This window comes from Agromyces aurantiacus, from assembly GCF_016907355.1.
GTDB classification, from domain to species: Bacteria; Actinomycetota; Actinomycetes; order Actinomycetales; family Microbacteriaceae; genus Agromyces; species Agromyces aurantiacus.
The window spans coordinates 3862861-3884057 of record NZ_JAFBBW010000001.1 but is presented as its reverse complement, the minus strand read 5'-3'; the positions used below and the strand labels follow the sequence as shown (position 1 = coordinate 3884057).

21 protein-coding genes and 1 pseudogene are annotated in these 21197 nt (G+C 72.4%); 8 read left to right on the top strand and 14 right to left on the bottom strand.

From position 1 onward, the window contains the following. The 5 genes and pseudogenes from JOD46_RS18380 to argG all read right to left on the bottom strand — a co-directional run. Window positions 1-244 (bottom strand): annotated as a pseudogene (locus JOD46_RS18380) (YhgE/Pip domain-containing protein); the annotation flags it as partial. Then, window positions 241-915, bottom strand: coding sequence for a hypothetical protein (locus JOD46_RS18375; protein WP_204396025.1), 675 nt, complete (start codon window positions 913-915; stop codon window positions 241-243). The gene JOD46_RS18375 and the pseudogene JOD46_RS18380, both read right to left, overlap by 4 nt. Beyond that, a complete protein-coding gene (locus tag JOD46_RS18370) occupies window positions 912-1562 on the bottom strand; it encodes a TetR/AcrR family transcriptional regulator (RefSeq protein WP_204396022.1) in 651 nt (216 codons plus the stop codon). Before JOD46_RS18370 ends, JOD46_RS18375 begins: the two co-directional genes overlap by 4 nt. A gap of 112 nt (window positions 1563-1674) precedes the next feature. Then, window positions 1675-3150, bottom strand: a complete 1476-nt coding sequence (cls, locus tag JOD46_RS18365) for a cardiolipin synthase (protein ID WP_204396865.1) — start codon at window positions 3148-3150, stop codon at window positions 1675-1677. 140 nt (window positions 3151-3290) lie between these two features. Then, the gene (argG, locus tag JOD46_RS18360; RefSeq protein WP_204396017.1) at window positions 3291-4718 is read right to left on the bottom strand and encodes an argininosuccinate synthase; all 1428 of its coding nucleotides are present in this window, start codon (window positions 4716-4718) and stop codon (window positions 3291-3293) included. Window positions 4719-4954: 236 nt separating this feature from the next. Here argG and JOD46_RS18355 point away from each other — a divergent pair, with 236 nt between their 5' ends. The 4 genes from JOD46_RS18355 (at window position 4955) to JOD46_RS18340 (ending at window position 9359) form a co-directional block, all read left to right on the top strand. Next, window positions 4955-6412, top strand: coding sequence for a S8 family peptidase (locus JOD46_RS18355; RefSeq protein ID WP_204396007.1), 1458 nt, complete (start codon window positions 4955-4957; stop codon window positions 6410-6412). A 119-nt stretch (window positions 6413-6531) separates the two neighbouring features. Further along, window positions 6532-7467, top strand: a complete 936-nt coding sequence (locus JOD46_RS18350; RefSeq protein ID WP_204396006.1) for an NAD(P)H-hydrate epimerase — start codon at window positions 6532-6534, stop codon at window positions 7465-7467. A 55-nt stretch (window positions 7468-7522) separates the two neighbouring features. Then, window positions 7523-8071 carry a DUF3151 family protein gene (locus JOD46_RS18345; protein WP_307835095.1) on the top strand — a complete coding sequence of 183 codons (549 nt, stop codon included), beginning with the start codon at window positions 7523-7525 and terminating at the stop codon, window positions 8069-8071. 1 nt (window position 8072) lies between these two features. Beyond that, window positions 8073-9359, top strand: coding sequence for an adenylosuccinate synthase (locus JOD46_RS18340; RefSeq protein ID WP_204395996.1), 1287 nt, complete (start codon window positions 8073-8075; stop codon window positions 9357-9359). Window positions 9360-10031: 672 nt separating this feature from the next. Here the strand turns inward: JOD46_RS18340 and JOD46_RS18335 are convergent. Next, window positions 10032-10253 (bottom strand): Rv0909 family putative TA system antitoxin, encoded by a 222-nt coding sequence (locus JOD46_RS18335; RefSeq protein ID WP_204395994.1) that lies wholly within the window; start codon window positions 10251-10253, stop codon window positions 10032-10034. Between the two features lie 170 nt (window positions 10254-10423). On the opposite strand from JOD46_RS18335, the gene JOD46_RS18330 reads away from it, so the two are divergent. Continuing rightward, window positions 10424-11077, top strand: coding sequence for a GNAT family N-acetyltransferase (locus tag JOD46_RS18330; RefSeq protein ID WP_204395992.1), 654 nt, complete (start codon window positions 10424-10426; stop codon window positions 11075-11077). Between the two features lie 419 nt (window positions 11078-11496). On the opposite strand, the gene JOD46_RS18325 is transcribed toward JOD46_RS18330, so the two are convergent. From JOD46_RS18325 to JOD46_RS18310, 4 genes are read right to left on the bottom strand one after another with little or no spacing between them, the layout of a single operon-like run. Beyond that, window positions 11497-12963: a sodium/solute symporter gene (locus tag JOD46_RS18325; protein WP_204395990.1), complete on the bottom strand. Its 1467-nt coding sequence runs from the start codon at window positions 12961-12963 to the stop codon at window positions 11497-11499. After that, window positions 12960-13454: a DUF485 domain-containing protein gene (locus JOD46_RS18320; protein ID WP_239562887.1), complete on the bottom strand. Its 495-nt coding sequence runs from the start codon at window positions 13452-13454 to the stop codon at window positions 12960-12962. The genes JOD46_RS18325 and JOD46_RS18320 overlap by 4 nt, the downstream gene beginning before the upstream one ends. Beyond that, on the bottom strand, window positions 13451-14194 hold the full coding sequence (locus JOD46_RS18315; protein ID WP_204395987.1) for a LytR/AlgR family response regulator transcription factor: 744 nt from the start codon (window positions 14192-14194) through the stop codon (window positions 13451-13453). Before JOD46_RS18315 ends, JOD46_RS18320 begins: the two co-directional genes overlap by 4 nt. Further along, a complete protein-coding gene (locus JOD46_RS18310; RefSeq protein WP_204395985.1) occupies window positions 14191-15414 on the bottom strand; it encodes a sensor histidine kinase in 1224 nt (407 codons plus the stop codon). The genes JOD46_RS18315 and JOD46_RS18310 overlap by 4 nt, the downstream gene beginning before the upstream one ends. Window positions 15415-15616: 202 nt before the next feature. Between JOD46_RS18310 and JOD46_RS18305 the strand changes: the two genes are divergently transcribed. Continuing rightward, on the top strand, window positions 15617-16003 hold the full coding sequence (locus JOD46_RS18305) for a DUF485 domain-containing protein (protein ID WP_204395984.1): 387 nt from the start codon (window positions 15617-15619) through the stop codon (window positions 16001-16003). Beyond that, the gene (locus JOD46_RS18300; protein WP_204395982.1) at window positions 16003-17616 is read left to right on the top strand and encodes a monocarboxylic acid transporter; all 1614 of its coding nucleotides are present in this window, start codon (window positions 16003-16005) and stop codon (window positions 17614-17616) included. Before JOD46_RS18305 ends, JOD46_RS18300 begins: the two co-directional genes overlap by 1 nt. 210 nt (window positions 17617-17826) lie before the next feature. On the opposite strand, the gene JOD46_RS18295 is transcribed toward JOD46_RS18300, so the two are convergent. Together JOD46_RS18295 and JOD46_RS18290 are read right to left on the bottom strand one after the other, a co-directional pair. After that, window positions 17827-18027, bottom strand: coding sequence for a hypothetical protein (locus JOD46_RS18295; RefSeq protein ID WP_204395981.1), 201 nt, complete (start codon window positions 18025-18027; stop codon window positions 17827-17829). Between the two features lie 165 nt (window positions 18028-18192). After that, the gene (locus JOD46_RS18290; protein ID WP_204395980.1) at window positions 18193-18663 is read right to left on the bottom strand and encodes a MarR family winged helix-turn-helix transcriptional regulator; all 471 of its coding nucleotides are present in this window, start codon (window positions 18661-18663) and stop codon (window positions 18193-18195) included. 50 nt (window positions 18664-18713) lie between these two features. On the opposite strand from JOD46_RS18290, the gene JOD46_RS18285 reads away from it, so the two are divergent. After that, window positions 18714-19130 carry a nuclear transport factor 2 family protein gene (locus JOD46_RS18285; RefSeq protein ID WP_204395979.1) on the top strand — a complete coding sequence of 139 codons (417 nt, stop codon included), beginning with the start codon at window positions 18714-18716 and terminating at the stop codon, window positions 19128-19130. A gap of 64 nt (window positions 19131-19194) precedes the next feature. On the opposite strand, the gene JOD46_RS18280 is transcribed toward JOD46_RS18285, so the two are convergent. Together JOD46_RS18280 and lpdA are read right to left on the bottom strand one after the other, a co-directional pair. Beyond that, the gene (locus JOD46_RS18280) at window positions 19195-19719 is read right to left on the bottom strand and encodes a hypothetical protein (protein ID WP_204395978.1); all 525 of its coding nucleotides are present in this window, start codon (window positions 19717-19719) and stop codon (window positions 19195-19197) included. A 16-nt stretch (window positions 19720-19735) separates the two neighbouring features. Continuing rightward, entirely contained in the window at window positions 19736-21136 is a 1401-nt protein-coding gene (gene lpdA / locus JOD46_RS18275; RefSeq protein WP_204395976.1) for a dihydrolipoyl dehydrogenase, read from the bottom strand. Between the last annotated feature and the right edge of the window lie 61 nt (window positions 21137-21197).

The window sequence follows — 21197 nt, the reverse complement described above, 5'->3', positions numbered from 1 at the left end:
GCTGGTCCGCCACCTCGTCGCCGACGTTGCGCGCGGGCTGGTCGCCGGTCGCCGGCGTGCCCTCGTCCTCGACGACGAGCGCGACGGGCACGTCGGGGAACTTCGCGTACGGGTCCTGGTTGGCCCAGAGGTAGAGGCCGCCGTAGAGCACGGGCACCGCGAGCAGCGCGAGCAGCGCGAGCACCGACATGCGCGTCGAGGTGAGGCGGCGGAGCTCGGCGGCGATCATCTGCGGGACCTTCACGCCAGGCCCCCTTCGGCGAGCGCGAGCGCGTCGTCGGCGTCGTCGGCGTCAGCGTCGGCGCCGGCGAGCCGGTCGAGCAGGTCGGATGCCGCGATCGCCGACGCCGCGGCATCGCCCGCGACGACGAGCACCGCGTACCCGCGCCCGGCGAGTCCGCGCGCGAGGCCCCACCAGGCGTCGGGCGTGCCGCCGTGCCGGTCGGGTGCCACGATGACGAGGCCCTCGACGCCGTCGCGCAGGAGCGCGAGCTCGGTCAGCAGTCGCAGTCGCGGCCCCGGCTCCACGTCGGCGATGGGCGTGCGTGCGAGGTCCGCGAGACCGAGGTCGCCGAGCCAGCGCGCGACCGAGATCGGGTTCGAGGGGATGCCCGCGAACATCAGCTCCTCGGCCGCGACGCCCGCGACGGTCACGTTCGGGGCGGGATCGGAGACGCCGGGCGCGTCGACGAGCGCGACGCGGCGGCGGAGGTCCGAGGCATCCGCTCGACCGTCGATCTCGACGCTGCCGGCGTCGGGCCGCATCCGGCCCGACGCGAGCAGGCCGAGCACCGTGGGGCGCTGCTCGGTCTCGGCGGTCGCGAGCGTCGCGCGCCCCGACTCGAAGGCGACGGTGGTGGCGGGCAGCGCGGTGCCCCGGCGTCCCTTGGCGACGCCGCGCAGATCGATCCTCATGGTTCCTCGGTCGGTGCAGTGGTGAGTTCGGGGGTGGTCGCGACGAGCGCGCCCGCCTCGCGCCAGGACAGGCCCGCGGTGCCGAGCACGGCGAGCACGACGAGTCGCCGGCCCTCGGCGTCGGCCAGGTCGCTCCGTGCCGCCTCCTCGAGCACGGCGATCGCCGACTCCTCGATGAGGCGCGCGAGCACAGGAGGGCGGATGTCGCCGCGCACCGTGCCGTCGGCGGCGCCGCGCTCGACGAGCTCGGCCAGGCGGGCGCGCACCGGCGCGAGCGCCGAGGCGACCCGGTCGACGTACGGCGGGCGCAGCGCGACCTGCGCGAGGACGCGGACGTGCTCGACCGCGTCCCACAGCCGGGCGCCGAGCAGCGCGATCGCGGCCGGGGCGTCGGGGTGGTCGGTGCCGACGGCGGCGAGGTTGAGGCGCTGGGCGCCGCGCTCGATGAGCGCGACGATCAGCTCGTCGCGGTTGGCGAAGTGCCCGTAGAGCGCGCGCCGGCTGAGCCCGGCGGCCGTGGCGATGGCCTCGAGCGACGCGTCGGGCGTCGCGGCGAGCACGCCGACGGCGGCGGTGAGCAGGGCTTCGCGGTTCTCGGCCGCGTCCCGACGTGGCACGCGACGGCCCGCGTCGGTGACGGACGGCATGCGACCAGCCTACGACGAACTTGCACATCAGTGTGCAAGTTCTGCCCGACGCTCGGCGAACGCCCAGCCTCGTTGCTCGCTGCGGAGCGGGGCCGGGCGGGGTCGCGCTCGCCTACTGCAGGGCCGAGGTGAGCCGCGCGATCCCGTCGAGGAACGTCGCACTCGCGGGCTCGCGCTCCCACTCCTCGAGCGTGAGTTCACGGCCCAGCTCGCGGTACTTCGCCTCGACCTCGCGCATGTCGGCCACGAACGACGCCCCTCGCACGAGCAGCGTGACCTCGAAGTTCAGTGCGAATGAGCGGATGTCCATGTTGCTCGACCCGATGACCGCGACGTCGTCGTCGATCGAGAGGTGCTTGGCGTGCAGGATGTAGGGCCCCGGGTAGAGGAAGATCCGCACGCCCGCCGTCAGGAGCGCCCGGTAGTACGACCGCTGCGCGTGCCAGACGCCGCCCTGGTCGCCGATCTCCGACACGAACAGCTGCACGTCGAGGCCGCGGAGCTTCGCCGAGGTGATCGCGTAGACCATCGCCTCGTCGGGCACGAAGTACGGACTCGTGATGATGACCCGCTCCTGCGCCGAGTTCACGAGCGTCAGAAACTGCCGGAGGTTGTTCTCGCTCTCGAACGCCGGACCGCTCGGGACCACCTGGCAGTCGAGTGCATCGGGCCCGGTGGCGACCGGGATGGCGGTCGCGGGCGTGTTCCATTCTTCGCCGAGCACCTCGCCCGTCTCGGCGTACCAGTCGGAGCGGAACACGGCGTTCAGCTCGGCGACCGCCGGGCCCGTGACGCGCGCGACGAGCTCCTGCCACATCAGCCCGCGCTTGACGTTCTTCGGCGAGTCGTACGTGCGATCGATCAGGTTCTGCGAGCCCATGTGGCCGACCACGCCGTCGACCACCACGATCTTGCGGTGGTTGCGCAGGTCGGGTCGTTGCCACTGGCCCTTGAACGGCCGCACCGGCAGCAGGTAGTGCCACTCGACGCCGATCCGGTCGAGCTCGGCCACCGTGGCCTTGTGCAGCGGCACCTTGCCCGAGGCGATGTGGTCCATGAGCAGCCGCACCTTCACGCCGCGCCGCACGGCCGCCTCCATCGCCGCGAAGAAGTCGCGGGTCGTGTCGTCGAACGCGACGATGAAGAACTCGACGTGCACGAATCGGGTCGCGGTCGCGACATCCGCCGCCATCGCGTCGATCGACCCCTGGTAGTCGTCGATCAGCCTCGCGCGATTGCCCGACGTGACGGGGAGTCCCGTGAGGCGCGTGTTCTGGGCGACCGTCGACGCGAACCAGTCCGGCCACGCGTCGTGATCGGCCACGAGGTCGACGCCCGCCGCCCGCTCGGCGATCATCCGGTCGGCCGCCTGCTGGCGCGCCATCCGCTGCTTCGGCAGCCGGATGTTGCCGATCAACAGGTAGAGGACGATGCCCACGAAGGGGATCAGGAAGATCGCGAGCAGCCACGCCATGGCCGCGGTCGGCTTGCGGTCGCGCGGGATGATCACGAGCGCGACGATGCGGATGATCCAGTCGAGAAGGATGGCGATGCCGCCGATGACCGCCGTCCACTCGCCGCCGCTCACGCGCGGGTCCTCGCTCGAGCCCACAGCTGCACGGTCATCGCGCCCTCCCCGAAGGTCTGCGTCCCGCAGCCCGGGGGTCGGTGCGTGCGGCCGATGCCCGAGTATCGCACCGGGCGCGCGCCGGTGTCAGGACCTTCGGCTCAGTCGGTGCCGAGGTCGAACGCGGCGGCCTCGTTCGCGGCATCCGTCTCGACGCCGAGCTCGGTCGTCGCCTCGCCCGCCGCGATCTGCGCGGCCTGTCCCGACGCGATCTCACCCACGAGCTGTGCGGTCGCGCCGCCCACGATGCCGAGCTGCGCGTACTGCTCGAGGCGCGCTCGCGAGTCGGCGATGTCGAGGTTGCGCATCGTGAGCTGGCCGATGCGGTCCTCCGGGCCGAAGGCCTGGTCGCCGACGCGCTCCATCGAGAGCTTCTCGGGGTGGTAGCTGAGCGCGGGACCCTCGGTGTTCAGGATCGTGTAGTCGTCGCCGCGGCGCAGGCGCAGCGTGACCTCGCCCGTCACGGCCGAGCCGACCCAGCGCTGGATGGACTCGCGCAGCATGAGCGACTGCGGGTCGAGCCAGCGGCCCTCGTACATCAGGCGGCCCAGGCGACGGCCCTCCTGGTGGTAGTTGGCGATCGTGTCCTCGTTGTGGATCGCGTTGAGCAGCCGCTCGTACGTGATGTGCAGCAGCGCCATGCCGGGCGCCTCGTAGATGCCGCGCGACTTCGCCTCGATGATGCGGTTCTCGATCTGGTCGCTCATGCCGAGGCCGTGGCGCCCGCCGATGCGGTTCGCCTCAAGCACGAGCTCGACCGGGTCGTCGAACTCGACGCCGTTGAGCGCGACGGGGCGGCCCTGCTCGTAGCGGACCGCGACATCCTCGGCCGGAATCGCGACCGACTCATCCCAGAAGCGCACGCCCATGATGGGCTCCACGATGGTGATGCCCGCGTCGAGGTCTTCGAGCTTCTTCGCCTCGTGCGTGGCGCCCCAGATGTTCGCGTCGGTCGAGTACGCCTTCTCGACCGAGGCCCGATAGGGCAGGTCGCGCGACTGCATCCACTCGCTCATCTCGGTGCGGCCACCGAGCTCGGTGACGAACGCGCTGTCGAGCCACGGCTTGTAGATGCGCAGGCGGGGGTTGGCCATGAGGCCGTAGCGGTAGAACCGCTCGATGTCGTTGCCCTTGTAGGTCGACCCATCGCCCCAGATGTCGACGCCGTCCTCCATCATGGCGCGCACGAGCAGCGTGCCCGTGACCGCGCGACCGAGGGGCGTGGTGTTGAAGTACGTCTTGCCGCCGGAGCGGATGTGGAACGCGCCGCACTGCAGCGCGACGAGGCCCTCCTCGACGAGCGCGGTCTTCACGTCGACGAGGCGGCTGAGCTCGGCGCCGTACTCGAGCGCGCGGCCCGGCACGGCCTCGACGTCGGGCTCGTCGGGCTGGCCGAGGTCGGCGGTGTAGGTGCAGGGGATGGCGCCCTTCTCACGCATCCACGCGACCGCCACGGAGGTGTCGAGACCTCCCGAGAAGGCGATGCCGACGCGTTCGCCGGCGGGCAGGGAGGTGAGGACCTTCGACATGGCCTCAAGCCTACTTGCGTCGATGCGCACGAGACGACGGGGGTTCCGCCATGCCTCGAGGAAGGCTCATCGAATGCCGGCCCGCCGGGTCTATCCCTCGGACTGGGGGCATCGATAGGCTCGCCGCTACCGGCTGCGCGGCACCACCGTCGCTGCGTCGCGTCGCAACCACTGGACCGGCCGGACCCGTCGGTCGACCGCGTCCGGCGGGGAACTCCACACCGAACGGAGACAGGATGAGGAACCACAAGGTGATCGGCGCGGCATCCGCCGTCGCCCTGGCCGTGGGGCTGATCGGGACGGCTGCCGCCGTGCCCGCCGCCGCGGCCGGCCCGGAGAGCACCTACCTCGTGCTCGCGCCGCAAGGCGCGAACACGACCGCGGCCGCCAAGCGCGTCGCGGCAGCCGGCGGCACCGTCGTCGCCAGCTACGACCAGATCGGCGTCCTCGTGGCGACGTCGACGAACACGGCGTTCGAGACCGCGGTGCAGGGTGCCGGCGTGCAGTCGGTCGCATCGACCGACGGGCTCGGCACCGAGCTGGTGGACGACGAGACCGTCGCGGCGCTCGACGAGTCGTCCGTCCAGGCCACCGGCGATCCCACCGCCGAGCCGCTCTGGGGCTCCCAGTGGGACATGGAGCAGATCGACGTGCCCGAAGCGCACGCGGTCACGACCGGTGACTCGTCGGTCGTGGTCGGCGTGCTCGACTCGGGCATCTCGTCGACGCACCCCGACCTCGCGTCGCAGATCGCGTTCGACCAGAGCGCGTCGTGCATCGGCGGCGTCGTCGACACCGACGAGGCGGCATGGAACCCCACGACCTCCGACCACGGCACGCACGTCGCCGGCACCATCGCCGCGGCGATCAACGGCGTCGGCATCGCGGGCGTCGCGCCCGGCGTGAAGGTCGCCTCGGTCAAGGTCGTCAACGACGACGGCTACATCTACCCCGAGGCCGCCATCTGCGGTTTCCTCTGGGCCGCCGACCACGGCATGCCGATCACGAACAACAGCTACTTCATCGACCCGTGGGAGTTCAACTGCGTGAACGACCCGCGCCAGCGTCCGGTGTGGCAGGCCGTGCAGCGCGCGCTGAGCTACTCGCAGTCGAAGGGCACGCTCACCGTCGCCTCGGCCGGCAACAGCAACGTCGACCTGCAGCACAAGTTCGTCGACTCGGAGAGCCCCAACGACGGCAGCTACCCCGTCGAGGACCGCACCATCACCGGCGCGTGCCGTGACCTCCCCGCCGAGGCGCCCGGCGTCGTGACGGTCTCGGCCGTCGGCCCGACCGAGCAGAAGAGCTACTACTCGTCGTACGGCCAGGGCGTGGTCGACGTGACCGCTCCCGGTGGCGACACGCGCTTCCGGACGGGCGGCGCGTCGTCGACCATCACCGACGCGGTCCTGTCGACCACGTGGAGCCCCACGACCGGCAACGGATGGGGCTACAAGCAGGGCACCTCGATGGCCGGGCCGCACGCGGCCGGCGTCGCGGCGCTCGCGCTCTCGGCGCACCCGGGCATGAACCCCGGCCAGCTCGCCTCGTTCCTCGAGCGCACCGCGACGCCGCTCGACTGCCCCGACGGCGTCTACGAGCCGCGTCCCGGCTACCCGGCGACCTGCACGGGCGGCGAGCGCAACGGCTTCTACGGAGCCGGCAACGTCAACGCGTACAACGTCGTCAAGTGACACGCTGACCACGCGAGCGTGAGGGGTCGGGCCTGCGGGCCCGGCCCCTCTGCCGTGCCGGCCGCCCACGATGACGCGGCGGCTCGGAACGGATGACGCGGCGGCGTAGGCTCGGCCGCGTGAGCATCGATGCCGCCATGCCGCATGCGCCATCGCCGCGCGAGGGCTACACGGCCGCGCAGGTGCGGGCCGCCGAGGCCCCGCTGATCGCGGCCGGCGAGCCGCTCATGCAGCGCGCGGCCCGCGCGCTCGCCGACGAGGTCGGGCGGCTGCTCGGTTCCGCCCCAGGAGGGTCGTTTCCCGACAGCGCGACGGGCCCGACGCCGTCCGCGCTTCGCGAATCGACCCCCGTGGGGGACCGCGAGGCGAACGCCGCCGGCAACGGCGACGCGAGCCCGGTGGGCGACCGTGAAGCGACCGCCGCGGGCGACCGCGACGCTACCCCCGCGGACGGTGGCGCGGCGACGGATGGCGCGCCGCGCCCGCTCGTCGTCGTGCTCGCCGGGTCGGGCGACAACGGGGGCGACGCGCTCTTCGCCGGCGCGCACCTCGCCGACCGGGGCGCCGACGTGCGGATCGTCGCCGTCGGCTCGCGCCTGCACGAGGCCGGCGCCGAGGCGGCGCGCCGCGCGGGCGCGACCGAGCTCGACCCCGACGCCGACCCCGGGTTCGACGCGGTCGTCGAGCGGGCCGACGTGCTCGTCGACGGCATCCTCGGGATCGGCGCCGCGGCGAGCCCCGCGCTTCGGGGTCGTGCACGCGAGGTCGTGGCGCGCGTGCTCGATCGGCTCGGGCCCGAGTGGGGCGCACGTGCGGGGCGCGCGCCGCGCCATCCGCTCGTCGTCGCCGTCGACCTGCCGAGCGGGATCTCGCCCGACGACGGGAGCGTGCCCGACCCGACGGTGCTGCCCGCGGATGTCACCGTCACGATGGGCGCGGTGAAGGCGGGGCTGCTGTCCGGACCCGCGGTCGAGGTCGCTGGGCGCGTGATGCTCGTCGACCTCGGACTCGGGCCCACGCTCGCCGGGGTGCAGCCGGTCGTGCGCACCGGATGACGGCGCGGGCTCCCCTGAGCCCGGGCCGCGGAATGCCCATGCGATACCGTTGAGTGTGACTCAGGAACAGACCCCCGTGGAGGGCGAGGCGGTGCTCGCCGACGAACCCGAGGTCCGGCAGGCGTTGACCGACGCCGACCGGGGCCGCGTCGCCGGAGTCGTCGCGGAGCACCCGTCGTCGCCGCTCGCCTGGGCCGAGCTGGCCGACCTCGCCGACTCCGAGGGGCGCGCGCTCGACGCCTTCGCGTACGCCGTCGTCGCCGTCGACCTCGCGCGCGAGCAGCTCGCGGCATCCGGATGGAGCCCCGGCACGCCCGTGCCGTGGTCCGAGGAGCCCAACCGCGCGTACCTGCGCGCCCTCGACGCCGAGCGCCGCGCAGCCGAGCGCCTCGGCCTCGACGCGCGCGCCGAGCGCGCCGCCGACGATCTCGCCGCGGCCGATCCCGAGGCGCCCGCGCGCATCGCGTCGGAGTTCACGCCCACCCAGCTCATCACCGTCGTCGGTGCCGGCGCGGGCGCGTTCGCCCCCGCCGTCGGCGCCGAGGCGCACACCGGCGACCCCGTCGCCGAACCGATCGCCGCCGACGCGGCAGGAGAGGACTGATATGCCCGCGGTCGTGCTGATCGGAGCACAGTGGGGCGATGAGGGCAAGGGCAAGGCGACCGACCTGCTCTCCTCGCGCCTGGACTACGTGGTCAAGTTCAACGGAGGCAACAACGCCGGGCACACCGTCGTCGTGGGCGACGAGAAGTACGCCCTGCACCTGCTGCCCTCCGGGATCCTCACCAAGGGCGTCACGCCCGTGATCGCGAACGGCGTCGTGGTCGACATCGAGGTGCTCTTCGAGGAGATCGAGGGGCTCGAGTCGCGCGGCGTCGACACGTCCAAGCTGAAGATCTCCGCGAACGCGCACGTGATCACGCAGTACCACCGCACGCTCGACAAGGTCACCGAGCGCTTCCTCGGCAAGCGCCAGATCGGCACGACCGGCCGCGGCATCGGCCCGACCTACGCCGACAAGATCAACCGCGTCGGCATCCGCATGCAGGACCTCTTCGACGAGAACATCCTGCGGCAGAAGGTCGAGGGCGCCCTCGACCAGAAGAACCACCTGCTCGTCAAGGTCTACAACCGGCGCGCGATCGGCGTCGACGAGGTCGTCGACGAGCTGCTGAGCTACACCGAGCGGCTGCGCCCGATGGTGACCGACACCTCGCTGCTGCTGCACCGTGCGCTCGAGGCCGGCGAGACCGTGCTCTTCGAGGGCGGCCAGGCGACCATGCTCGACGTCGACCACGGCACGTACCCCTTCGTGACGTCGTCGAACGCGACCTCGGGTGGCGCCGTCACCGGGTCGGGCGTCGCGCCGAACCGCATCGACCGCGTCATCGGCATCGTGAAGGCGTACACCACGCGCGTCGGCTCGGGCCCGTTCCCGACCGAGCTGTTCGACCACTGGGGCGAGTTCCTCGCCGAGACCGGCCACGAGTACGGCACCACGACGGGCCGCCGCCGGCGCACCGGATGGTACGACGCGCCCATCGCACGCTACACCGCACGCATCAACGGCGTGACCGACTTCGTGCTCACCAAGCTCGACGTGCTCACCGGCATCGAGCGGATCCCCGTCGCGGTCGCGTACGACGTCGACGGCACGATCGTCGACGAGGTGCCGGTCTCGCAGTCCGACTTCCACCACGCGAAGCCCGTGTACGAGGACTTCCCCGGCTGGACCGAGGACATCTCGGGGGCGCGCTCGTTCGAGGACCTGCCCGCCAACGCGCAGAGCTACGTGCGCGCGCTCGAGGCGATGTCGGGCGCCCGGTTCTCGGCGATCGGCGTCGGGCCGGGCCGCGACGAGATCGTGCAGCTGCACGACCTGCTCGACTGAGCCGCCGCGCCGCGCCGCGCTGCGCCGGGGGTAGGTGCGGGCAGGTGCGGGCCGGGGTGTTCCCGCGTCCCGCGGTTGCGCGAGTCCCGTGTTTTCGCGGGTGCACCCACGCGAACCCGTGATTCGGTGGGTGTGCGGCGGATGCGGCGCGTGGCGCCGTCGGCGTGCGGCGCCGTCCCCGTGGGTCTGGTCTCTCGAGTCCCGTGTTTGTGCGGGTGAACCCGCCCGAACCCGGGATTCGGTGAGTGTGCGGCGGACGCGGTGTGCGGTCGGGGTGTGCGTCGTGCGCGAGTCCCGTGTTTGCGTGGGTGCACTCGCGCAAACTCGGGATTCGGTGGGTGTTGCGCGCGGCGTGCGGCGCCGTCGCCGTGGGTCTGGTCTCGCGAGTCCCGCGTTTGTGCGGGTGAACCCGCCCGAACCCGGGAGTCGGTGGGTGTGCGGCGCACGCGGTGTGCGGTACGGGTGTGCGTCGGGCGCGAGTCCCGTGTTTGCGTGGGTGCACTCGCGCAAACTCGGGTTCGGTGGGTGGTGCGCGCGGCGTGCGGCGCCGTCCCCGTGGGTCTGGTCTCGCGAGTCCCGTGATTGTGCGGGTGAACCCGCCCGAACCCGGGAATCGATGAAGGGCGGATGCCGCGTGGCATCCGCCCTTCTCTCACGTGATCGAGTGCCGGCCTACGGCTCGGTGCCGATCGACTTGTCGATGTTGGCGCGCACCTCGTCGACCTTGGCGTCGTGCTCGTCGGGCAGGACCTTCTTGGCGGTGTCCGAGACCGCGTCGAGGACCTTGTCGCTGATGTCCTCGGCCTGCTCGCTGTTGAGCGCCTCGTCGATCTTGTCCTTGTTCTGCTCCACGAACTCCTGCGCGTTCTTGGCGAGGTCGTCCAGTGCTCCCATTTCCCCCGGGTCCCTTCTCTGCGACGGTAGGCGGTTCCGGGGTCATCGTACGGGCGTCGGATGGTGCGCGCACCGCTTCCACAGGCAACATTCGGTTATCGGGTCAGCGTCGACCTGCTCGACGCCTCCGGGCCATGGGCCGTCCATCGCGCACGTGCGAGACTCGGGGCATGCCCGCTCGCCGCCCACGGTCCGCGCCGCTCATCGGCCGCTTCGTCACGCTCACGCCCATGACCGAGGCCGACATGGTCGCGCTCGAGCGCGCCATCCGCCGGCCCGAGGTGTTCGCGAACGGGTTCGGCGGAGGCCCCTCGGGCCTGCCGGCCGACGCCGACGCGTTCGCGGAGTTCTTCGCGCGCTCGTACACGCCGGCCGACGACGCCCTGCCGTTCGCCGTGCGGCTCCGGGGCGGTGCCGACGACGGCACGATCGTGGGTGGGACGAAGCTCGGGGATCTCGACCTGCACAACGAGTCGGCGCACATCGGCTGGACCGCCTACGACCCGCGCGTCTGGGGCACGGCCGTGAACCCCGAGGCCAAGCTGCTGCTGCTCGGGCTCGCGTTCGACCACGGGTTCGGCCGCGTGAAGCTGCAGGCCGACGCCCTGAACGCCCGCTCGCGCGCGGCGATCGAGCGGCTCGGCGGGCGCTTCGAGGGCGTGCTCCGCCGCGTGCAGCGCCGCCCCGACGGGTCGTGGCGAGACACCGCGGTGTACTCGATCCTCGCCGACGAGTGGCCCGCGGTGCGGGCCGGCCTCGAGGCCCGCCTGGCCGAACGCGGCGAGCGCCCGGTCGAGCTCGCACGCGCCGTCGCGGCGCCGTAGCGCGGCATCCGCTCCCCGCAGGTCGCGGCCGAGCTGCCGCCTCACGCGCCTGCGCAACGCAGGTGCGGAGCGCGTGTCTGGCTCCACAGCCAGCCGACACGCGGGCGACACGCGCTCCCCACCCGCATTGCGCAGCCCGCAGTGCGCAGCCTGCAGTGCGCAGCCTGATCGCGCAGCCTGATTGCGCAGCCTGATCGCGCAGCCTGCAGGGCGCAGCCCGCATCGCGCGGTCTGCATCGCACCAGCCCGATGGCGCAGCCTGATCGCGCAGCCTGCGGGGCGCAGCCTGATCGCGCAGTCTGCTTCGCACCAGCCCGATCGCGCGGTCTGCTTCGCACCGGCCCGATCGCGCGGCCCGATCGCGCGGCCTGCATCGCGCAGCCCGCATCGCGCAGCCTGGCGCGGCGCGTGGGAGAAGCTCAGGCGCCGCCGCGCTCCGGCAGGTGGAGGCGTGCGAGGAACGCGTCGACCCCGCGCGGCACGCGCCGTCGGTCGGCGCGCGATACCAGCACGGTCACGAGCACCGCGATCGGCACCGTCCATGCCGCGGGCTGCTCGACGAGCGGGCGGATGGCGGGCGCCGACGCCGCGACGAGCGCTCCGCCGAGGATCGCCGCACCGGAGAGCAGCGCGCCCGTCGCCATGCCCGCGATCGCGCCGCGCGCGGTGAGTCCGCGCCACCAGATGCCGAGGATGAGCACCGGGCCGAGCGTCGACGCCGTGAACGCGAACACGAGCCCGACGCTGCCCGCGAGCCCCGCCGGTTCGGTCGCGAGCGCGACCGCGAGCGGCACCGCGGTCGAGGCGAACGCGGCGATCCGGAAGCCGCGCACGCTGCCGCCGAGGAGGTCCTGCGAGATGACGCCCGCGACCGAGACGACGAGGCCCGACGAGGTCGAGAGGAACGCCGCGAACGCGCCGCCGATCACGAGCGCCGTGAGCAGCTGGCCGCCGAGGCCGGGAACGAGGCGGTCGGGCAGCACGAGCACGAGCGCGTCGGCCTCGCCGGCGCTCGCCAGGTCGGGCGCGAACGAGCGGCCGAGCAGGCCGAACAGCGTGGGGAAGAGGTAGAACGCCGAGAGCAGCGCGAGCACGATGACCGTCGTGCGGCGCGCGGCCGGGCCATCCGGGTTCGTGTAGAAGCGCACGAGCACGTGCGGCAGGCCGAGCGTGCCGAAGAGCAGGGCGACCATGAGCGACACCGTGCGGTACACCTCGAGGCCGGCCGGCCCGGCCTCGGCCGGGAAGGCCGCCGACGGTGCGAGCGCGGGCTCGACCGCGCCCGTGACGATGAGCAGGGCGACGACCGGGATCGCGAGCGCCGCGAGCTTCAGCCAGAACTGGAACGCCTGCACGAACGTGATCGAGCGCATGCCGCCGGCGGCGACCACGACCGCGACGAGCAGGGCCACCGCGACCGACCCAGCCCAGCTCGGCAGGCCCGTCGTGATGCGCACCGTGAGCGCCGCGCCCTGCAGCTGCGGCACGATGTAGAGCCATCCGATCACGACGACGAGCACGCTCGTCACCCGGCGCACCGCGCCCGACTCGAGCCGCGCCTCGGTGAAGTCGGGGATCGTGTACGCGCCCGAGCGCCGCAGCGGCGCCGCGACGAACAGCAGCAGCATGAGGTAGCCCGCGGTATAGCCGATCGGGAACCACAGCGCCGACGCGCCCGTCAGCAGGATGAGCCCCGCGATGCCGAGGAACGACGCCGCCGAGAGGTACTCGCCGCCGATCGCCGAGGCGTTCCACCACGGTCGCACCGTGCGCGAGGCGACGTAGAAGTCGCTGGTCGTGCGCGAGATCCGCAGGCCGTAGACCCCGATGAGCACGGATGCCGCGGCCACCGTCGCGATCGCGGCGTAGCCGACCGCGGGGTTCACGAGTCCTCCGCGAGCGCCCGGTAGCGCGCCTCGTTCCGCGCCGCCGCGCGCACGTACAGGGCGGCCACCGTGATCGCGAGCGGGTAGACCCCGAGCCCGAGCAGCAGCCACGACACGGGCACGCCCGCGACGAACGTCTCGTCGAGCGCGGGCAGCGCGGCGACGCCGATCGCGAACACCGCGGTCGCGCCGACGAACGCGACCGCGCAGACGATCGCGAGCCGCAGCTGCGAGCGGATGAGCGAGCGCACGTACACGGCCTGAACGTCGCTCGTCGGCCCGGCGCCGGGCGCGGAGCTGCGGCGGCGGGCCGTCGAACGGCGGGCGGATGCCGCGGCCGCCTCGGTGCGCGGCGCCGTCACGCGCACGCGCCCGGGTGGCGCCGGTCGCGGAGCCGGCGTCTCGGGGCGCCGGGCGGCGGGGTCCTCGGCGTCGGCCCTAGGGCCGGGCGCGCCGTGCTGGGGCGGCTCCGGCGCGTCGGGCTCGCTCATGGGCGGGCCCGGGGGGTCGCCTGCTCGAGCCGGTCGCGCAGTCCGGGCAGCAGCCTCCGGCTCACCGGCAGCTCGGCCTGCCCGACGACCACGGTGGGCCGTTCGCCGCCGAGCCGCACGCGCGTCACGTGGGGGAGCGCGACGAGGTACGACCGGTGCACACGGACGAACCCGGCATCCGCCCACTGCCGTTCGAGGTCGCTCATCGGGACGCGCACGAGGTAGCTCGCCTCGTCGGTGTGCAGGCGCGCGTAGTCGCCCTGCGCCTGCACGTAGCGCACGTCGTCGCGGCGGATCATGCGCGTGGTGCCGCCGAGGGTCACGGCGATCATCTCGGGGCGCGCGGCCGCGGCATCCGTCGTCCCGGGCTGGGCCTGCCGCATGGCCTCGACGATGCGCGTGACCGATCGCTGCAGCCGCTCGGTGCGCACGGGCTTCAGCAGGTAGTCGACCGCGGCGAGGTCGAACGCCTCGAGCGCGCCCTCCTCGTCGGCCGTGACGAACACGAACGCGGGCTTGTGCTCGAAGCGCTGCAGCGCCCGGGCGAGGTCGAAGCCCGAGAGGCCGGGCATGTGGATGTCGAGGAACGCGGCGTCGACGGGCTCGCGCGTGAGGATCCGGATCGCCTCGGAGCCCGACGTCGCGCGGTGGATCGTGCCGATCCGGGGATCCTGGCCGAGCAGGAACGCCAGCTCGTCCACCGCGGGCTGCTCGTCGTCGGCGATGAGGACCGAGATCACGGCACCAGTCTCCCATCCGCGCCACGGCCGCCGACGTCGACGGATGCCGCGCTGCGGCCGGGCTGCGACTTCGGCACGCGCATCCGCACGAGCGTGCCCGCACCGACGTTCGTCTCGACGACGAGTCCGTGCTCGTCGCCGTACACCTGCCGCAGGCGCAGGTCGACATTGCGCAGGCCCACGTGCTCGCCCGGCGTGCCGCCCGCGAGCACCTCGGCGACGACCTCGGGGTCGATGCCCACGCCGTCGTCCTCGACCGTGATCTCGGCATCGGCGCCGCGATCCTCGGCGGTGATCGTGATACGCCCGCCGCCCTCCTTGCCCTCGAGGCCGTGGCGCACGGCGTTCTCGACGAGCGGCTGGATCGACAGGAACGGGATGACGGTCGAGAGCACCTCGGGCGCCACCTGGAGGGTCACCTTCAGCCGGTCGCCGAACCGCGCCCGCTCGAGCTCGAGGTAGGAGTCGATCGAGCGCAGTTCCTCGGCGACGGTCGTGAAGTCGCCATGCCGCCGGAACGAGTACCGCGTGAAGTCGGCGAACTCGAGTACGAGCTCGCGCGCCTTCGCCGGGTCGGTGTTGATGAACGACGCGATCGCGTTGAGCGAGTTGTAGATGAAGTGCGGGCTGATCTGCGCGCGCAGCGCGCGCACCTCGAGCTCGGCGAGCGCCGCGCGGGATGCGTCGAGCTCGCCGAGCTCGACCTGCGCGGCGACCCATTCCGCGACCTCGCCCGTCGCGCGCACGAGGCCCGCGCGCACGCGCGGCGCGAAGGCCACGACGGCCCCGACGACCTCGTCGCCCGCGCGGATCGGCGCGGCCGCGGCATCCGTCTCGCCCGACGGGGTCGGCACGCGCCGCTCGACCTGCGGCCGGCCCGACGCGACGGCCTCGTCGGCCAATCGCTCGGCCGCTGCGACGAGCGTCTCGTCGCCGTCGACCGCGACCGGGCCGCCGGCCATCACGAGCGCGAGCGTGTCGGCGCCGAGCATCGCGCGCAGCTGACGCGCGGCGCGCGCCGCATCGGACTCGGTCATGTCACCCCGGAGGTGCTTCGCGGCCCGGGATGCCAGGTGCAGGGTCTGGTAGGTCGCCTGCTCGGCGTCCGTGCCGAGCTCGCGCGACTGCACCACGAGCCGCCGCAGCAGCACCACGACGCCCACCGCGAGCGCGCCCGCGACGACGCCGGCGGCGGCGACGAGCAGCATCGACTCGGGCATGCACGTCACTCTAGAGGTCGCGCCCGGCGTCGTCGCCGTCGTTCGTCGTGCCCGCCCGCCGTTCGTCGCACCGCTCCCGCCGTTCGGCGACGACGAACGGTCGAGCGCCCCGTCGCGACATCCGCCCGACCACCATGGACGCATTGCGACCGCAGCGGCGCGGGGCCAGCCCCGGCCGCGACCCCCTCGAAGGAGAGACGCCATGGGCAACGACGCCCAGAGCGCGGATGTCGACCTGAGCCACGTCGACTACCCCGCCGTGCAGCAATCACCAGAGTTCCAGGAGCTCCGCCGGACCCACCGGAGCTTCGTCTTCCCCGTGCTGGGCGCGTGCCTGGTGTGGTACTTCGCCTACGTGCTGCTGGCCGTGTACGCGGTCGACTTCATGTCGACGCGCGTGTTCGGCAGCATCAACGTGGCCATGCTCCTCGGCCTCGCGCAGGTGGTCACGACGTTCGCGGTGACCATGTGGTACGTGCGCTTCGCGAACCGGCACTTCGACCCGCAGGCCGAGCGCATCCGCGACGAGATCGAGACCGGCGTGTTCGCCGAGCGGCTCGCGGCGAACGGCGAGGGGGTGACCCGCTGATGCTGCACTTCGAAGCGGCGAGCACCTCGCCCGGCAACCCCTGGCTCAACATCGGGATCTTCGGCGCGTTCGTCGCCATCACGATGGTCATCGTGTTCCGGGCCAGCCGGAACAACAAGACCGCGGCCGACTACTACGCGGCCGGCCGCTCCTTCACGGGCGGCCAGAACGGCTCGGCGATCGCGGGCGACTACCTCTCGGCGGCGTCGTTCCTCGGCATCGTCGGCGCGATCGCGATGACCGGGTACGACGGGTTCCTCTACTCGATCGGCTTCCTCGTCGCGTGGCTCGTCGCGCTGCTGCTCGTCGCCGAGCTGCTGCGCAACACGGGCAAGTTCACGATGGCCGACGTGCTCTCGTTCCGGCTGAAGCAGCGCCCCGTGCGCATCGCGGCCGCGACCACGACCCTGGTCGTCTGCTTCTTCTACCTGCTCGCGCAGATGGCCGGGGCGGGCGGGCTCGTCTCGCTGCTGCTCGGCGTCGGCGACGGCGTCGGGCAGGCCGTGGTCATCACGGTCGTCGGCGCGCTCATGATCCTCTACGTGCTCGTGGGCGGCATGAAGGGCACCACGTGGGTGCAGATCATCAAGGCGGTGCTGCTCATCGCGGGCGCCGGCGTCATGACGGTCTGGGTGCTCGCGATGTTCGGGTTCAACTTCTCGTCGCTGCTCGACCGCGCGGTCGAGGTGGCGGGGAACCCGGCGATCCTCGACCCCGGCCTGAAGTACGGCGTGTCGGATGTCTCGAAGATCGACTTCGTCTCGCTCGGCCTCGCACTCGTGCTCGGCACCGCCGCGCTCCCGCACGTGCTCATGCGCTTCTACACGGTGCCCACCGCGAAGGAGGCCCGCAAGTCGGTCGTCTGGGCGATCTGGCTCATCGGCATCTTCTACGTGTTCACGCTCGTGCTCGGCTACGGCGCCGCGGCCCTCGTGGGCCCCGAGGTCATCGCTGCCGCACCCGGCGGCCCGAACTCGGCGGCTCCGCTGCTCGCGTTCTCGCTCGGCGGCCCGCTGCTGCTCGGGCTCATCTCGGCGATCGCATTCGCGACGATCCTCGCGGTCGTCGCCGGCCTCACCATCACCGCGGCGGCCTCCTTCGCGCACGACATCTACGCGTCGGTCGTGAAGAAGGGCAGTCCCGAGCCGGGCGCCGAGGTGAAGGTCGCGCGCCGCACGGTGGTCATCATCGGCATCGTCGCGATCATCGGCGGCATCGGCGCCAACGGCCAGAACGTCGCGTTCCTCGTGGCACTCGCGTTCGCGGTCGCCGCCTCGGCGAACCTGCCCACGATCGTGTACTCGCTCTTCTGGAAGGGCTTCACGACGCGCGGCGCCCTCTGGAGCATGTACGGCGGACTCATCTCGGCGATCGTGCTCATCGCCCTCTCGCCGGTGGTCTCGGGCTCCGAGACGTCGATGCTGAAGACGGAGGCGATCGACTTCGCGATCTTCCCGCTGTCGAACCCCGGCATCATCTCGATCCCGCTGGCCTTCCTCCTCGGCTGGATCGTGAGCGTGCTCGACAAGCGCCGCGAGGACCCGGTCAAGCAGGCCGAGATGGAGGTGCGCTCGCTCACCGGCCTCGGCGCCGAGAAGGCGGTGCAGCACTAGGAGCTCCGGCGGGCGCCGCTGTCCGGGAAGCAGCGGCGGCCGCCGGGAACGACTGCGACGGGGCGGGAACGCCTGCCCGGGCCTCGTCGCCGGCACGACGGGGGCGGATGCCGCGGACTTCGAGTCCGGCATCCGCCCTCGTTGCGCTGCGTCCCGTGGTCGAACAGGACCGCATGTCGTTGCGCCGCGCCGACGAGCCGGCCCGCCGCCCTACCCGCTCGAGCCGCGCCGTCGGCGGATGAACCCCCACGCGAGCACGGCTGCGCCGGCGAGCGCGACGATCGGCCCGAGGAACGCCCACAGCGCCACGCCGCTCATGACGGAGCCGGGCAGCACGCCGACGCCCTGCAGCGTCCACACCCCGCCGACCACGATCATGAGCGCGCCGAGGCCGATCAGGAACCCGTTCATTCGTGCTCTCCTCCCCGTCGTCCTCACCCGCAGCAGGCGGATGACACGTTCATCATCTCCCCCACGGGCCCGCGAAACGCGTCGTGCGGCCATCCGGCCGGGCCGGGCTGGGTCTGCACCACGCGGGCGAGCTCGAACGGCACGCGCGATCAGTGGCGCGCGCGATCAGTGCTGCCCGGCCGGCATCCGGACGGACCGCAGTCGGATGTCGTGATCGATGCCGAGCAGCTCCGTCGCCGCCTCGAGCGCGAGCGCGGCCTCCTGCACGCGGTCCGCGCCGATCCGCGCCTCGAGGGCCGAGACGAACTCGGCCCTGGCGTCGCGTGCGACGGCGATCGCGTCTCGGGCCCGGTCGGTCAGGGCGAGCCGGCGGGCGCGGGCGTCGGAGGGGTCCGGTCGGCGTGCCACGTAGCCGAGGCGCTCGAGTTCGCTCACGGTCTTCGAGGCCCCTTGCTGGGTGATGCCGAGGCGCCGCCCCAACTCGGTCACCGAGGTCTCGCCGACGAGGAGCACCTGGAAGACGTACCCGTGCGCGACGCGGAGCGCCGGGTGCCCGGCGGCGGCGAGCCGATCGAGGACGCGCTGCTCGAGGGCGCCGGCGGCCAGGGAGATCAGCGAGGGGAGATCGACGCTCATCGTCCCAGCGTGGCATTGACAACTGAAGTTGTGCAACTAAGGTTGTGCATATGCAGAGCGAACCCAGCGTCAACCACGCCACCGCGCGCCGGCTCATGCGCGCACTCGAGTCCGGAACGCACGGCGAGGAGCTCCGGTCGTTCTTCCATCCGTCCGTCGAGCAGGTGGAGTACCCCAGCCTGGTCGCGCCGACCGTCGGTCGGCGCGGCCTCGACGCGATGATCGAGGCGAGCGCCGCGGGGGTCGGGCTGCTCCGCTCGCAGCGCTACCGCGAGGTCCGCGCGGTCGAGTCCGGCGACGACCTCGTCCTCCAACTCGAGTGGCACGCGGTCCTCGCGGTCCCGCTCGGGGCGGTGCCCGAGGGCGCGGAACTGCACACCTACAGCGTCCTCAGCCTCGGCTTCGAGGATGGCCTCATCCGCCGCATCGAGGCGTACGACTGCTACGACCCGCTGCCGACGGCGTGAGGTGACGACGCCGCGCGTACTTCGAGACCCGGATCGGCGAGGCCTGCCGCTCCGACGCGCACCACTACGACCCCTCGCGCTCCGGGCCGGACACGTGCCTGCGGCTCAGGACGCTCACGAGGAGTGTGTAGCCGGCGAAGACGACGCCGGCGGTCAGCGCGGTCACGTACAGCGCCTCCTCGGCACTGGGCCACACCCCGATGACGATGACGACGAGGCTGCCCGCGATGACGAGGTGGAGGGGGAGTCCGACCACGGGGAAGAGCCGGTCCACACGTTCGAGGTCCCGGCTCCGGTTGAAGGCCCGCAGGTCGGCGGTGCTGTTCAAGCCGAACACGGTGATCAGCCAGATGCCGAGCGCCGCAACGGCGCACCAGAGCCAGAGGGGGTGACCGTCGACTCCGTAGCGCTCGACGGCGATCGGGACGAGGGCGAAGATCACCACCCACACACCCATCGCGAGCACCGACTTCAGGTAGACGACGTCGTGGAGGTCGAGCCCCTCCCTGCTGCGCAGCCCGATCAGCGCCCCGAAGCCCACGAAGATGCCCGCGATCTCCGCGAAGTGCACGAACAGCTCGGTGTCCACGATCCGCCCGGATCCGCTACATGTTGATCATGTGCCCCACGAGCCCGTGGAACGCCTCCTGCAGCCCCTCCGAGAGCGTCGGGTGCGTGTGCACGTTGCGGGCGAGCTCGAGGGCGCCGAGGTCCCACTTCTGCGCGAGGGTGAGCTCGGGCAGGAGCTCCGAGGCATCCGGGCCGATGAGGTGGCCGCCGAGCAGTTCGAGGTGCTTCGCGTCGGCGATGAGCTTGACGAACCCGGTGGGTTCGCCGAGGCCGTGCGCCTTGCCGTTCGCGCTGAAGGGGAAGGTCGCGACCTTCACGTCGTAGCCCTCGTCGCGCGCCTGCTGCTCGGTGAGGCCGAAGCTCGCGACCTGGGGCTGGCAGAACGTCGCGCGCGGCATCATCCGGTAGTCGTCGAAGGGCATGGTCTCGGCGCCGGCGATCGCCTCGGCCGCGACGACGCCCATCGCCTCGGCGACGTGCGCCAGCATGAGCTTGGCGGTCACGTCGCCGATCGCCGAGATGTGCCGCACGTTCGTGCGCATGTAGTCGTCGATGGCGATCGCCCCGCGCTCGGTGAGCGCGACCCCGGCCGCCTCGAGCCCGATGCCGTCGACGTTCGGCGCGAAGCCGACGGCCATGAGCACGCGGTCGACCTCGAGCGATCCCGGCTGCCCGTCGGCGCCCGTGTAGGTCACGGTGACCGACGAGCCCTGGTCGACGACCGTCTCGACCTTCGTCGAGGTGAGGATGGGCACGCCGAGCTTGCGGTACTGCTTGGTGATCTCCTTCGAGACGTCGACGTCCTCGTTGGGCAGCGCGCGGTCGAGGTACTCGATGATCGTCACGTCGACGCCGTAGTTGCGCATGACGTACGCGAACTCCATGCCGATTGCGCCCGCGCCGACGATCGCGATCGACCGGGGCAGTTCGCGCTCGAGGATCTGGGTCTCGTACGTGACGATGTTGGCGCTGAGCTCGACGCCCGGCAGCAGCCGCACTCGCGAGCCGGTCGCGATGATGGCGTTCGCGAACGTGACCGACTCGGTCGTGCCGTCCGCCTTGGTCACGTCGATGGTGTTCGCGTCGCGGAACGCGCCGCGCCCGTCGATCTCGGTGATCCCGTTCTTCTTCATGAGGAAGTGCACGCCCTTGACGCGACCGTCGGCGACCTTGCGGCTGCGATCGAACGCGACGCCGTAGTCGAAGGAGGCCTCGCCGGAGATGCCGAACTCGGCGGCCTTGGCGTGGAAGATGTGGGCGAGCTCCGCGTTGCGCAGGAGCGCCTTCGACGGGATGCACCCGACGTTCAGGCACACGCCGCCCCAGTACTTCTCCTCGATCACGGCGGTCTTCAACCCGAGCTGCGCGGCGCGGACGGCCGCGACGTAGCCGCCGGGGCCGGCGCCGAGGACGACGACATCGAAATGGCTGGTCATGCGGCCCAGCCTAGGCGGGCTCGCCCCGCGCGGACAGGGCGGGGACGGCGCAGCCGCGCGA

Excerpts from the sequence above, each read along its gene's own strand:
- JOD46_RS18285 (WP_204395979.1), top strand. The coding sequence starts at position 18,714 with ATGCAGAGCGAACCCAGCGTCAACCACGCCACCGCGCGCCGGCTCATG.
- JOD46_RS18335 (WP_204395994.1), bottom strand. The coding sequence starts at position 10,253 with ATGGGAGCACTGGACGACCTCGCCAAGAACGCGCAGGAGTTCGTGGAG.
- JOD46_RS18355 (WP_204396007.1), top strand. The coding sequence starts at position 4,955 with ATGAGGAACCACAAGGTGATCGGCGCGGCATCCGCCGTCGCCCTGGCC.
- JOD46_RS18320 (WP_239562887.1), bottom strand. The coding sequence starts at position 13,454 with ATGAGCGAGCCCGACGCGCCGGAGCCGCCCCAGCACGGCGCGCCCGGC.
- JOD46_RS18290 (WP_204395980.1), bottom strand. The coding sequence starts at position 18,663 with ATGAGCGTCGATCTCCCCTCGCTGATCTCCCTGGCCGCCGGCGCCCTC.
- JOD46_RS18305 (WP_204395984.1), top strand. The coding sequence starts at position 15,617 with ATGGGCAACGACGCCCAGAGCGCGGATGTCGACCTGAGCCACGTCGAC.
- argG (WP_204396017.1), bottom strand. The coding sequence starts at position 4,718 with ATGTCGAAGGTCCTCACCTCCCTGCCCGCCGGCGAACGCGTCGGCATC.
- JOD46_RS18295 (WP_204395981.1), bottom strand. The coding sequence starts at position 18,027 with ATGAACGGGTTCCTGATCGGCCTCGGCGCGCTCATGATCGTGGTCGGC.
- JOD46_RS18370 (WP_204396022.1), bottom strand. The coding sequence starts at position 1,562 with ATGCCGTCCGTCACCGACGCGGGCCGTCGCGTGCCACGTCGGGACGCG.
- JOD46_RS18300 (WP_204395982.1), top strand. The coding sequence starts at position 16,003 with ATGCTGCACTTCGAAGCGGCGAGCACCTCGCCCGGCAACCCCTGGCTC.
- lpdA (WP_204395976.1), bottom strand. The coding sequence starts at position 21,136 with ATGACCAGCCATTTCGATGTCGTCGTCCTCGGCGCCGGCCCCGGCGGC.
- JOD46_RS18330 (WP_204395992.1), top strand. The coding sequence starts at position 10,424 with ATGCCCGCTCGCCGCCCACGGTCCGCGCCGCTCATCGGCCGCTTCGTC.
- JOD46_RS18310 (WP_204395985.1), bottom strand. The coding sequence starts at position 15,414 with ATGCCCGAGTCGATGCTGCTCGTCGCCGCCGCCGGCGTCGTCGCGGGC.
- JOD46_RS18340 (WP_204395996.1), top strand. The coding sequence starts at position 8,073 with ATGCCCGCGGTCGTGCTGATCGGAGCACAGTGGGGCGATGAGGGCAAG.
- JOD46_RS18375 (WP_204396025.1), bottom strand. The coding sequence starts at position 915 with ATGAGGATCGATCTGCGCGGCGTCGCCAAGGGACGCCGGGGCACCGCG.